General features: G+C 62.1%; 10 protein-coding genes. 6 read left to right on the top strand and 4 right to left on the bottom strand.

Features of this window, described 5'->3' with window-relative positions:
* Positions 1-2201, bottom strand: a 2201-nt coding sequence (locus tag Q0M35_RS05400; protein ID WP_295313200.1) for a primosomal protein N', incomplete at its 3' end; no start/stop codon positions are given.
* Positions 2202-2266: 65 nt separating this feature from the next.
* Between Q0M35_RS05400 and fsa the strand changes: the two genes are divergently transcribed.
* The 4 genes from fsa (at position 2267) to Q0M35_RS05380 (ending at position 5495) form a co-directional block, all read left to right on the top strand.
* Positions 2267-2920, top strand: a complete 654-nt coding sequence (fsa, locus tag Q0M35_RS05395) for a fructose-6-phosphate aldolase (RefSeq protein WP_295313199.1) — start codon at positions 2267-2269, stop codon at positions 2918-2920.
* Between the two features lie 128 nt (positions 2921-3048).
* Positions 3049-3756, top strand: coding sequence for a DUF484 family protein (locus tag Q0M35_RS05390; RefSeq protein WP_295313198.1), 708 nt, complete (start codon positions 3049-3051; stop codon positions 3754-3756).
* Positions 3753-4676 (top strand): tyrosine recombinase XerC, encoded by a 924-nt coding sequence (locus Q0M35_RS05385; RefSeq protein WP_295313197.1) that lies wholly within the window; start codon positions 3753-3755, stop codon positions 4674-4676. The genes Q0M35_RS05390 and Q0M35_RS05385 overlap by 4 nt, the downstream gene beginning before the upstream one ends.
* Before the next feature lie 120 nt (positions 4677-4796).
* Complete coding sequence (locus Q0M35_RS05380; RefSeq protein ID WP_295313196.1) at positions 4797-5495, top strand: CDP-alcohol phosphatidyltransferase family protein; 699 nt, start codon at positions 4797-4799, stop codon at positions 5493-5495.
* A 10-nt stretch (positions 5496-5505) separates the two neighbouring features.
* On the opposite strand, the gene Q0M35_RS05375 is transcribed toward Q0M35_RS05380, so the two are convergent.
* Entirely contained in the window at positions 5506-5961 is a 456-nt protein-coding gene (locus Q0M35_RS05375) for a methylated-DNA--[protein]-cysteine S-methyltransferase (protein ID WP_295313195.1), read from the bottom strand.
* A 138-nt stretch (positions 5962-6099) separates the two neighbouring features.
* Between Q0M35_RS05375 and Q0M35_RS05370 the strand changes: the two genes are divergently transcribed.
* Both Q0M35_RS05370 and Q0M35_RS05365 read left to right on the top strand, forming a co-directional pair.
* Positions 6100-6480 carry a nuclear transport factor 2 family protein gene (locus Q0M35_RS05370; RefSeq protein WP_295313194.1) on the top strand — a complete coding sequence of 127 codons (381 nt, stop codon included), beginning with the start codon at positions 6100-6102 and terminating at the stop codon, positions 6478-6480.
* A gap of 199 nt (positions 6481-6679) precedes the next feature.
* Positions 6680-7207 (top strand): YetF domain-containing protein, encoded by a 528-nt coding sequence (locus Q0M35_RS05365; protein ID WP_295313193.1) that lies wholly within the window; start codon positions 6680-6682, stop codon positions 7205-7207.
* Positions 7208-7279: 72 nt separating this feature from the next.
* On the opposite strand, the gene ileS is transcribed toward Q0M35_RS05365, so the two are convergent.
* Positions 7280-10195 (bottom strand): isoleucine--tRNA ligase, encoded by a 2916-nt coding sequence (ileS, locus tag Q0M35_RS05360; RefSeq protein ID WP_295313192.1) that lies wholly within the window; start codon positions 10193-10195, stop codon positions 7280-7282.
* A 235-nt stretch (positions 10196-10430) separates the two neighbouring features.
* The gene (locus tag Q0M35_RS05355) at positions 10431-12047 is read right to left on the bottom strand and encodes a cyclic nucleotide-binding domain-containing thioredoxin-disulfide reductase (protein ID WP_295313191.1); all 1617 of its coding nucleotides are present in this window, start codon (positions 12045-12047) and stop codon (positions 10431-10433) included.
* Positions 12048-12060 lie beyond the last annotated feature (13 nt).

Genomic DNA, 12060 nt, shown 5'->3' with positions numbered 1-12060 from the left:
CCCTTCAGCCTGACCTGCCCCACCCATTTCGCCAGAGCGGCCTGCAATGGCGCGGATTTCTCAGCCTTGACCAGCAACCGTACCCGGTGACGACCGCGCACCCGGGAGATGGGCGCAGGCGCCGGTCCGAAAACCTGCGCGCCGATCGCGCGCAGCGGCTCGTCGTGGCGCGCCAGCTGGTTGCCGGCGTCAAAGACCTGCGCCACATCCGGTGCGCTCAGGATGATCCCCGCCATCCGGCCATAAGGCGGCACGCCCGCCGCCTCGCGTTCGCGGGCTTCCGCCGCCCAGAAAGCCTCTTCTTCGCCGGCAAGAATAGCGCGGATCACCGGATGCTCAGGCTGATAGGTCTGCAGAAGGGCGGTGCCCGGTGCTTCGGCCCGGCCTGCCCGGCCAGCAACCTGGCGCATCAGCTGAAAGGTGCGCTCCGCCGCGCGCAGATCCGAGCCCTGCAGCCCCAGATCAGCATCAATCACCCCCACCAGCGTCAGTTTCGGGAAATTATGCCCTTTCGCCACCAGTTGCGTGCCGATGATGATATCCGCCGCTCCCTGAGCGATACCGGCAATCTCTTCTTTCAGCGCCCTGGCGGAGCCGTACATATCCGAACTCAGCGTCGCAACCCGGGCGTCCGGGAAAAGCTCTGCCGCCTCCTCGCCGAGGCGCTCGACACCGGGCCCCACCGGCGCCAGCCGCCCCTCGACCTCACAGGAGGGACAGGCATCGGGCATCGGCCTGGTCTCACCGCACTGATGGCAGACGAGACGCTTAAGAAACCGGTGCTCGACCAGCCGCGCGTCGCAGTGATCACAGCCGATCTGATGTCCGCAGGCGCGGCAGAGCGTGACCGGCGCATAGCCGCGCCGGTTGATAAAGAGCATCGCCTGTTCGTCGCGTTCAAGCCGTGCAGCCACTTCGCGCCGGAGCTCATCCGAGACCCAGCGACTGGCCGGCAGGCTTTCAGCGCGCATGTCAATCGCGCGCATCTGCGGCAGTACCGCAGGGCCGAACCGCGATTTCAGTTCCAGACGCCGGTACTTGCCCGCCTCTGCATTGACCCAGCTTTCCAGCGACGGGGTGGCCGAGGCCAGCACCACATGCGCCCCGCAGATCGAGGCGCGCAGCACAGCCATATCGCGCGCATTATAAAGCACGCCCTCTTCCTGTTTGTAGGAGGTGTCATGCTCCTCATCGACCACGATCAGCCCGAGGTTCTGAAACGGCAGAAAAAGCGCCGAGCGCGCGCCGATGACAAGCTGAGCCTGTCCCTCGCCGACCATGCGCCAGATCCGGCGACGTTCCGTCATAGTGGCGCCCGAATGCCACTCGGCGGGCTTTGCGCCAAAGCGTTCTTCTACACGGGTCAGAAACTCCGCGGTCAGCGCGATCTCGGGCAGCAGCACCAGCGCTTGTCGCCCCGCAGAGAGCGCTGCGGCCACCGCTTCAAGATACACTTCGGTCTTGCCCGATCCTGTGACCCCGCGCAGGAGCGTCGTGCCATAGCTTTCAGAACGCACGGCCTGCGCAAGCGCCGCAGCACCTGTCGCCTGATCTTCGGTCAGCTTTTTGCCCGGCAGTGCGGGATCGAGCCGCGCAAAGGGCTGATCGCGCGGACTGTCCTCTTCAAGCACGGCACCCTGAGACACCAGCCCCTTGACCACCGACGAGCCGACACCGGCCATTTCAGCGAGCTCTTTCAGCGTGAACGCGAGATCACCATAGTCTGCGAGTGCAGCCAGCACCTTGCGCCGGGCCGCCGTCATCTTGTCGGGCTCCGCATTGCCCTGCCGGTAGACCCGCCGCATCGACGGCGGATTTCCCAGACCGGGTGCCCGGGTCGCCAGACGCAGCATCGCAGGCATGGGCGTCAGCGTATAGTCGGAGGCCCGCTGCAGAAAGCTGCGCATCTCCTCACGCATCGGAACGGCGTCCAGCACGCGGATCACCGACCGGATCTTCGAGATATCGTAATCGCCCTGCCCCGCCCCCCAGACCACGCCGATAACTTTTCGCGGACCCAGCGGAACCTCGACAAAGGCACCGGCAAAGCAGCCCCCTTCGGGTGCGCGGTAGTCCAGGGCACGCCCCAATGGCTGCGTTGTCAGCACAGCCACCAGCGCACCGGTTTCAAAAAATTGCGGCTCGCTCAACGCGCAGGCTCCGGCTCTCAGGGATTTTCGGGTTTCAGCATGGCAGATCATGCGGTAAAGCCAAGAGCAAGAGGGAATGCGCAGGCGTTCCGCCAGTCAACAAAAGGGAATGAAAAATGAAATTCTTTGTGGATACAGCGGATACCGCAGCGATCTCCGAGCTGAACGATCTTGGTATGGTCGACGGTGTCACAACCAACCCGTCACTGATCCTGAAATCAGGCCGCGACATCATCGAGGTCACCAGGGAAATCTGCGACATTGTCAGCGGCCCGGTCAGCGCCGAAGTGGTGGCCACGGACGCCGACGCGATGATCGCCGAAGGCCGCAAGCTTGCCGATATCGCCGACAACATCACCGTCAAGCTGCCGCTCACATGGGACGGGCTCAAAGCCTGTAAAGTGCTCTCGTCCGAAGGCAAAATGGTCAACGTCACCTTATGTTTCTCCGCAAACCAGGCGCTGCTTGCAGCCAAGGCGGGTGCTACCTTCATCAGCCCCTTCATCGGGCGTCTTGATGACATCAACCTTGATGGCATGGACCTGATTCAGGACATCCGCACCATCTATGACAACTTCGGATTTGAGACGCAGATCCTTGCCGCCTCGATCCGGTCGGTGAATCATATTCAGGACGCAGCACTGATTGGCGCGGATGTCATCACCGCGCCACCGGAAGTGATCCGCAAGCTGGCCGCGCACCCGCTGACCGACAAGGGGCTGCAACAGTTCATGGACGACTGGTCCAAGACAGGCCAGAAAATCCTCTGACCATCTGCCGCCCGCTGGCCGGGGGACGCGATTTTGCAACGACAACACTGCCACGGAATTTTTGTAATTTCGTGGCAGATTTTATGTCCGGGCCATGCTATAGATCCTGAAAAAATAAAGAGCAGCAGATGACAACCAGCCCCAAGATCGAACACGCCCTGCGTGAAGCTATCATTTCCCGCCCGGATGCCATTCTGGATGATAAAGACGTGATGAATGCGCTCGTCGCGGCCAATGAAAAGGCCATGGGAGCCAATATCATCGACATGCGCGGTATCGCGATGGAGCGTCTCGAAGCGCGGCTCGACCGGCTGGAAGACACGCACCGGTCGGTGATCGCAGCCGCCTATGAAAACCTCGCCGGCACAAACCAGATCCACCGCGCCATTCTGCGGATGCTGGACCCGACCGAATTTGAGGTCTTTCTGCGCGATCTGGGCGGTGAAGTTGCAGATATCCTGCGCGTCGATCTGGTGCGGCTTGTGCTGGAGTCCGAAAATCACGACGATACCAACGGCCTCGACCGGCTTGATGACGTGCTGCGCGTTGCAGCGCCCGGGTTTATCGCCGGTTACATCACACAAGGTCGCGGCGGAGCCTTGCGACAGGTGACCCTGCGCCAGGTGCAGGGTGACGCCGGCAGCCTTTATGGCGACAAATCCGACTGGATCAGATCAGAGGCCTGCCTCTCGCTTGATTTCGGTGAGGGCCGTCAGCCAGGCATGCTGGTGCTTGGTGCCGAAGACCCGCATATGTTCGGACCGCAACAGGGCACCGATCTGCTGGTGTTCTTCGCCGGCGTATTTGAACGGATCATGCGCCGCTGGCTGTCATGACAACGCAGATCAGCCCGGCCGCGCATGATGCGCTGCAGACCTGGCTGCAGCATCAGGGTGCGCTGAAAAACGCCTCCGACAACACGCTGACCGCCTATCGGGGCGATGTCGTTGAATTCCTGGCTTTTATCACTGAGCACAAAGGCGCGCCCCAGGGGCTCGGCGCGCTGCAGGACATCACAATCAGCGACATGCGGGCCTGGATGGCGCAGAGCCGTGGCACCGGCATCAGTGCCAGATCCCTTGCGCGCAAGCTCTCAGCTGTCAAAGCCTTTTACCGCTGGCTGGCCGAGCGCAAGGGGTTTGAGGCGACTGCAGTTCTCTCCGCGCGCGCCCCGAAGTTTCAGAAAAAGCTGCCCCGCCCGCTGGCCAAAGATGCCGCGCGCAGCCTGATCGAGACGATCGGTGTGCAGTCACAGGAGCCCTGGATTGCGGCCCGCGACATGGCCGTAGTGACGCTGCTCTGGGGCTGCGGCCTGCGGATTTCCGAGGCGCTGTCGCTCAAAGGGTCAGATGCTCCGTTGCCCGATGTGCTGCGGATTTTCGGCAAGGGAAATAAAGAACGTGTGGTGCCGGTATTGCCAGCGGCCCGCGACAGTGTCGACATCTATCTGCAGCTCTGTCCGTATACGGCCGAGGCCGGAGCGCCGCTTTTCCGCGCCGTCCGTGGCGGCGCACTGGGCCCCGGACCGATCCAGAAGGTCATGGCGCGCGCACGGATGCAGCTGGGCCTGCCGGCGAGTGCCACACCGCACGCGATGCGGCACAGCTTTGCCACCCATCTGCTGGACGCCGGTGGTGATCTGCGGGCAATACAGGAGCTTCTGGGACATGCTTCGCTCTCGACAACCCAGGCCTATACAGCGGTCGACACCGCCCGGCTGATGGAAGTCTACGACCGCGCCCACCCGCGCGCCTGACCGGCATCAAAGCGCCGGAAACCCTGCTGTCTGCGTGCCCTTGCAACCGGCTCACCGGCCCTGCGGTGAACGACCGAGTTTCTTTTTGCATCCGGGCGGCTCTTGCGGCATGAAGCGTGCATGACAGTTCGTTTCCTCGCCCTCGGCGTACATCTGCTGACCGCCACGGGCGCTGTTTTTGCCATGCTGGCAATGCTCGCCGCAGTGGATGCAAAATGGGACCTGATGTTTTTGTGGCTGGTTGTTGCGTTTTTCGTCGATGGCATCGACGGGCCGCTGGCGCGTAAATACCACGTCAAACACAACGCCCCCGAGTTCGACGGCGTGCTGCTCGATCTGATCATCGACTATCTGACATATGTGTTCATTCCCGCCTTTGCGCTCTTCAAATCAGGTCTGATGGACGGCTGGACGGGCTGGTTCGCAATTATCATCATCACCTTTGCCAGCGCCATGTATTTTGCCGATACCCGCATGAAAACAAAAGATAACTCCTTCTCAGGCTTTCCGGGTTGCTGGAACATGCTGGTGCTGGTGATCTTTGCTCTGGAGCCGAATTTCTGGGTCAGCCTCACGCTGGTGAGTGCGCTGGCCGTCGCGATGTTCCTGCCGCTCAGATTTGTGCACCCCGTACGGACCGAGCGCTGGCGGGCAATCACTCTGCCGATGGCGCTGGCCTGGACGTTTTTTGCCGGCTGGGCGGCCTGGGTCGATTTTCATCCCGAAAGCTGGGCGCACTGGGGTCTGATCACCACCAGCGTCTATCTGGTCTTTGCCGGTGTCGCGCAGCAAATCATCCCCGAACGCACCACCGGCTGAACAGCATACCTCAGATCAGAAAACTGCCCGCGCCCTCATGGCGCAGCAGAGCCACCTTTGTCTCGACACCGCCTGCGCCTGAAAACCCGGTCAGCCCTTTTGCCCCCATCACCCGGTGGCAGGGAATGATCACCGGAATGGGATTGCCCCCGCAGGCGCGCCCGACCGCCTGTGCCGGCACTCCGAGTGCACCGGCAATCTCGCCATAGGTCAGCGTTTCGCCGAATGGAATCGCGTAAATCGCTGCACAAACCGCCCGCTGCAGCTCAGAGCCGTGCACATGCAGCGGCAGATCAAATGCTTCGCGCGCACCGGCATCGTATTCGCGCAACTGCTCTGCGGCACGTTCGAGCAGGTCCGTGCAGTCTTCCTGTGCCGCAATGCCCCAGCGCAGCGCCGTCAGAGCACCGTTTTCCTCTCTCAGCGTCAGTGCACCGAATTGTGTTTCAACTGTCTTCTCAGCCATGCCTGATGCTGACCGCAGCCTGCATTTCGCGCAACCCGCTTCCTGCGCCTTGTGCCACAGCGTTAAGAAAATAATGGCACAGCAGATGCTTTTGCCACATCCTGCCGGCACATTTCAGGACACAGGGATTTTCTGAAGATGACACCACAGCAGAAAGCTGACGCCTGTACCGCCGCGTGGAACAGCAAGGACCCGTCGCAGGTGGCCGGACATTTCACCCCCGACGCAGCGATCGTGATCAATCGCGGTGATCCCCATGCCGGGACCAGCGCCCTTGAAGCCATGGCCGCCGGCTTTCACGCGGAGTTTCCGGACCTGCATCTGACCCGTGACGGGGTGCGTGCGGGGGGTGACCACATGGTTTATCTGTGGACGCTCGAAGGGCATCACGCGGAGACGGGCAACCATTGCAGGGTCGGTGGCTGGGAAGAGTGGGATCTCGACGACGCCATGCAGGTCACCGCCTCCAGGGGCTGGTTCGATGCAGAGGACTACCAGCGTCAGGTCGACGGCGGCTGAACCAGTCCGCCAGCGCGACCCGCTTCGCCGGACCACGTCTTAAAACCGCAGCCGGGTCTGAACGGCACGCTCCGGTTTCACACCCAGAGTGCAACCCAAACCGCATCTGAGGCGTTTCACACCCAAAGGCTGTGCGATGGGCGCCGGTCTCTGACCGGGCCCGGCACTCAGGGGCCGGATGGCCGGGAAGGATATGCCGATGACACTTTTACCCGATGATCCGTCATCTCTCTGGCAGGCCATAGCGGGCGGCCTCCTTGCCTATTGCGGCATTATACTTGCCGTGCGCATGGCGGGCCTGCGGAGTTTTGCCAAAATGGCTTCGCATGACTTTGCCGTCACCGTCGCCATCGGCTCACTGCTCGCCAGCGCCGCGACCTCTGACAATACGCCTCTGGCGGTACCTCTTGCAGCGATCGCTGTGCTTTTCGTCCTGCAGATCGCCATGACCAGCCTAGTGTCGCGCTCCGAACGCATCGCAGACCTTGTCACCAACAAACCTCTTCTGCTCATGGACGGCCGCGAGGTGCTGCATGACAACCTGCAACACGCGAAGGTCAGCGAGGATGAACTGCGCGCCAAACTCCGCGAGGCGAATGTCACGGACTATGATCAGGTGCTGGCGGTTGTGTTTGAGACGACCGGCGACATCTCGGTTCTGCACGGCAGCGCGGACGCGCGCCTTGACCCGGGCCTGCTCAAGGACGTGGCACGCATGGCCACCTGATACCCCATACTGACCGGAAAAGGGTCCGCGCCGGTTTCATATCCCGCGCGGACCCCGCCGAAGACCGCGTGCTTACCCTACAGCCGCGTTGCAGCGACCGCAGACGCCCGGGTGAGCATGGGTGCCGACATCGGGCAGCACTTTCCAGCAGCGCGCGCATTTTTCACCATCCGCGCGGGCAAAGGCCACGGCGATGCCCGCAATTTCCGGCAGCCGGAACGCATCTTCAGGCGCGGGGTCGCCGCTTACCGTGATCTGCGAAGTGATGCAGATGTCCTGAAACGGCAGGTCAGTAACCGCACCGCGCAGAGCATCATCGGCGATGTAAACCACCGGTGCGGCCTCAAGCGAGGCTCCGATGACCTTGTTTGTCCGCTCAATTTCCAGCGCCGCGGTCACCACACGCCGCGCAGACCGGATCCCGGACCATTTGCGCGCCAGATCCGCATCCTGCCATTCAGCAGGTGTTTCCGGGAAATCCTGCAGGTGGACAGAGCTTTCGTCGCCCGGGAAACGCTCCAGCCAGACCTCTTCCATGGTGAAAACCATCACCGGAGCCAGCCATGTGGTCAGCCGGTGAAAGAGCAAATCGAGCACTGTGCGCGCCGCGCGCCGTTCCCGGGTGTCACCGTCACAATAGAGAACGTCTTTGCGGATATCGAAGTAAAACGCCGACAGATCGACAGTGGCAAAGGTAAAGACCGCCTGCCAGACACCCTGGAAATCATAGGCGGCATAGCCGTCGCGCACCGTCTTATCGAGCTCGGCAAGACGGTGCAGCACCCAGCGTTCCAGCTCCGGCATATCCTCTGCCGTCACCCGGTCCGCCTCGCTGAAATCCGCCAGCGAACCCAGCATATAGCGCATCGTGTTGCGCAGCCGCCGGTAGCTGTCAGCGGTTCCTTTCAGAATTTCCGGCCCGATGCGCTGATCGAGCGTGTAATCGGTCTGTGCCACCCAGAGCCTCAGGATATCCGCGCCATACTGCTGCACGATCTTTTCCGGCACGATGGTATTGCCGAGCGATTTGGACATCTTCATGCCCTTTTCATCCAGCGTGAACCCGTGCGTCACCACATTGCGGTAAGGCGCGCGCCCGGTGGTGCCCACTGACTGCAGCAGCGAGGAATGAAACCACCCGCGGTGCTGGTCTGTGCCTTCCATATAGACATCCGCGATACCGTCTTTGGTCCCGTCGGGCCGGTCGCGCAGAGTGAAGGCATGGGTTGATCCGGAATCAAACCACACATCCAGGATATCGGTCACCTGATCATATTCATCCGGGTCCACGATGCCGCCAAGGAACCGCTCTCTGGCGCCCTCCTCATACCAGGCATCCGCGCCTTCGGCCTCAAAGGCCTCGACGATCCGCTGGTTGACCTCTTCGTTGCGCAGCAGAAAGCCCGGATCGGTCGGCAGCAGACCCTTGCGGGTGAAGCACGTAAGCGGCACACCCCACGCCCGCTGGCGCGACAACACCCAGTCGGGCCGCGCTTCGATCATCGAATGCAGCCGGTTGCGCCCGGACTTCGGCGTCCACTTCACATTATCGATTTCGGTCAGCGCCCGCTCGCGGATGGTGGTGCCGTGCATATCCAGCCCGTCACCCACCGGTTTGTCGATCGCGGCAAACCACTGTGGCGTGTTGCGATAGATCACCGGCGCCTTGGAACGCCAGGAATGCGGGTAGCTGTGTTTGATTTTCCCGCGCGCCATCAGGCCACCGACTTCGACAAGCTTGTCGATCACGGCTGCATTGGCGTCGCCCTCTTTTCCCTTACGATTGAGGATGTATTTGCCACCAAAAAACGGCAGCCCCTCGCGAAACATGCCCTCGTCGGTCACGTTATAGGTGATGACCTCCTGCAGCATGCCGAGATCACGATAGAGCTCATATTCCTCCATCCCGTGGCTTGGTGCGCAGTGCACGAATCCGGTGCCTTCGTCGTCTGTGACGAAGTCCGCCGCCCGGAAATCGCGGGGCTCGTCCCATTCGCCTTCTGAGCCGGCTGCACCAGCAAGAGGATGCGTGACGCTTATCTTTGCCAGATCCTCGTTGCTGACATCAGACAAACGGCGATACATTGTGTCATCAAGCCGCGCACGGGACATCACATCAGCCGCGCGTTTGTCCGCAAGGACATACCGATCGCCGATGGTAACCCAGGATTCCTCCGGCCGCCCGGTGATCTCATAAAGCCCGTATGAGATGTTCTCACCATAGACCACTGCCTTGTTGGACGGCATCGTCCAGGGCGTCGTTGTCCAGATCACCACCTGCGCCCCGTCGAGCAGCGCATCACCGGTACCGGCAACCTTAAACTTCACCCAGATCGTAAAGCTGTCCTTGTCGTGATACTCCACCTCGGCCTCGGCCAGCGCGGTTTTCTCAACCGGTGACCACATCACAGGTTTCGAGCCCTGATAAAGCGTGCCGTTCATCAGGAACTTCATGAACTCCTCGGCGATCACCCGCTCGGCGTGGAAATCCATCGTGAGGTACGGATCCGCCCAGTTGCCGGTCACGCCCAGACGCTTGAATTCCTCGCGCTGGATATCGACCCAGCCGGCGGCGAACTGGCGGCATTCAGCCCGGAACTCATTGATCGGAACATCGTCTTTGTCGCGGCCTTTCTGGCGATATTGCTCCTCGATCTTCCACTCGATCGGCAGACCGTGACAATCCCAGCCAGGGATATACCGCGCATCAAACCCCATCATCTGATGGCTGCGCACGATCATATCCTTGATTGTCTTGTTCAGCGCGTGCCCGATGTGCAGATGCCCGTTGGCATAGGGCGGTCCGTCGTGCAGCGTGAAGGGCTTGCGACCGCCCTTTTCCCGCAGGCGGTCATAGATGCCGATCTGCTCCCAGCGGGACAGCCAGTCGGGTTCGCGTTTGGGCAGGCCCGCGCGCATCGGAAATTCCGTGCGGGGCAGGTTCAGGGTGGATTTATATTCAGGTGTGTTGGTCGTATCGGCGCACATTGCGGGCGTCCTTCGGAGTTGTGTCGGTCAGGGGGGAATAAGCGGTCGGTGCGATATGCTCAGCACCTTGGCCCGGCGTCTCATCGTTTCAGAGCGCCGGGGATATAATTCGTATAGTGAGTGCGCGAAAAGCCATCATGCGCTGTTTATAGGCAGGCCACCGCGCCGCTACAACCCTGCGTTTCTGCGGCTGCGATGCAGATCCTGGCGTCAGGGTGCCGGGGACAGCGCGCCTTTATCGGTTAACATGCGCCCAGACTGAGGAGATCACCACCGAGCCCTCACCTACCGCCGATGCCACGCGCTTTACAGACCCTGCGCGCACGTCACCCACCGCAAAGACACCGGGCAGAGAGGTCTCGAACTGAGAGCGCCCGCCGGCCGCGGTGCCGGTCAGCACAAACCCGCGCGGGTCGAGATCGACAAGCCCCGAAAGCCAGCCGGTGTTGGGTGCTGCCCCGACCATGATGAAAAGCGCCTGGGTGCGAAGATCCCAGGACTGACCGGACGTGCGGTCGCGGATTGTGATGCGGTCAAGCTGTGTGTCGCCGTGCAGCCCGGTGACCTCAGTACAGGTGTGAATGGTGATGCGCGGATGCGTCTCCAGCCGCTGCAGCAGATAATCAGACATCGAAGAGGCCAGGCCCTCGCCGCGCACAAGCAGATGCACATGCCGCGTGGTGCGTGCCAGAAACATCGCGGCCTGTCCTGCGGAATTACCGCCGCCGATCACCGCAACCTCACTGTCGCGGCACCAGCGCGCCTCAACCTCTGTGGCGGCGTAGTACACACCGGCATTCTCCAGCCGTTCAAGCCCCTCAAGCGGCAAGCGCCGGTACTGCACGCCTGTCGCCACAATAAGCGACCGCGCCGAGACACTGTGACCGTCATCCAGCGTGACGTGAAACTTCTTCTCCGTACATTGCGTCAGCGCACCGACCCGGCGCGGCACGGAAAACCGTGTTCCGAACTTCATCGCCTGTACCTCGCCGCGCCCGACAAGATCGCCGCCCGAAATGCCTGTAGGAAAGCCCATGTAATTCTCGATCCGGCTCGAGGTGCCCGCCTGCCCGCCAATCGCCAGGTCCTCCAGCACAATCGCGCGCAGCCCTTCGGCACCGGCATAGACCGCCGCCGCGACCCCCGCAGGACCGCCGCCAACGATCAGCACATCAAAGGTATCCGCCTCCCCCGGAGTCAGATCGAGCCCCAGCGCTTCGGCCACCGCGCGCGGGGTCGGGGGCTCGATCTTGCGCTCGCGCCCGAAAAGCACGCCGGGATGCGCTTTTTCCAGACCGCATTGCGCGGCCAGCGCCATCGCCTCTTCGCTGTCGGCGGCAATCTCGCGCACCGGAATGCGATTACGCGCGGCAAAGCCGGCAACCTCCCGGATGTCCCGGCTGAGTTCCGGGCCGATCAGCGTCAGCAGACTGTCCGCCGCCCGCACAGCGCGCTGCCGCCGCGCGGCCAGCACGGTGACCACAATGTCGCTGATTTCCGGCACATCCGACATCAGCTGCAGCATCGCCGCGCGGGGCACGCAGAGCACTTCGCTGTCCGTCACCGCACGCGCACCCGCCAGCGAAACACCGCCCGACAAGAACTGCAGATCACCGAAAAACTGCGTCGGACCCAGCGTGGCATCGCCCATCCGTTCCATCGTGCGCGGGTCGACCGCCTCGACCTCGCCGGCCAGGACGTAGTGGAAGAGATCAGTTGCCTGCCCCGGTTCCTGTACCATCTCGCCGGCTTTGAACGGCACCACTTTGCCCTCGCGGCGCATCAGCCTGACGTGGTCTTCTTCCAGCGGCGTGCGTACCATTGTGGCCAGATCGGCCGCAAAACTTTCCATGAAATCCCTCCAG

This window comes from Roseobacter sp. (assembly GCF_024639605.1).
Taxonomy (GTDB): Bacteria; Pseudomonadota; Alphaproteobacteria; order Rhodobacterales; family Rhodobacteraceae; genus Roseobacter.
This window is presented reverse-complemented; position numbering and strand designations above follow the sequence as displayed.

Coding starts and splice junctions, on each gene's coding strand:
- Q0M35_RS05380 (WP_295313196.1), top strand. CDS start 4,797: ATGACAGTTCGTTTCCTCGCCCTCGGCGTACATCTGCTGACCGCCACG.
- Q0M35_RS05370 (WP_295313194.1), top strand. CDS start 6,100: ATGACACCACAGCAGAAAGCTGACGCCTGTACCGCCGCGTGGAACAGC.
- ileS (WP_295313192.1), bottom strand. CDS start 10,195: ATGTGCGCCGATACGACCAACACACCTGAATATAAATCCACCCTGAAC.
- Q0M35_RS05385 (WP_295313197.1), top strand. CDS start 3,753: ATGACAACGCAGATCAGCCCGGCCGCGCATGATGCGCTGCAGACCTGG.
- Q0M35_RS05365 (WP_295313193.1), top strand. CDS start 6,680: ATGACACTTTTACCCGATGATCCGTCATCTCTCTGGCAGGCCATAGCG.
- Q0M35_RS05355 (WP_295313191.1), bottom strand. CDS start 12,047: ATGGAAAGTTTTGCGGCCGATCTGGCCACAATGGTACGCACGCCGCTG.
- Q0M35_RS05390 (WP_295313198.1), top strand. CDS start 3,049: ATGACAACCAGCCCCAAGATCGAACACGCCCTGCGTGAAGCTATCATT.
- Q0M35_RS05375 (WP_295313195.1), bottom strand. CDS start 5,961: ATGGCTGAGAAGACAGTTGAAACACAATTCGGTGCACTGACGCTGAGA.
- fsa (WP_295313199.1), top strand. CDS start 2,267: ATGAAATTCTTTGTGGATACAGCGGATACCGCAGCGATCTCCGAGCTG.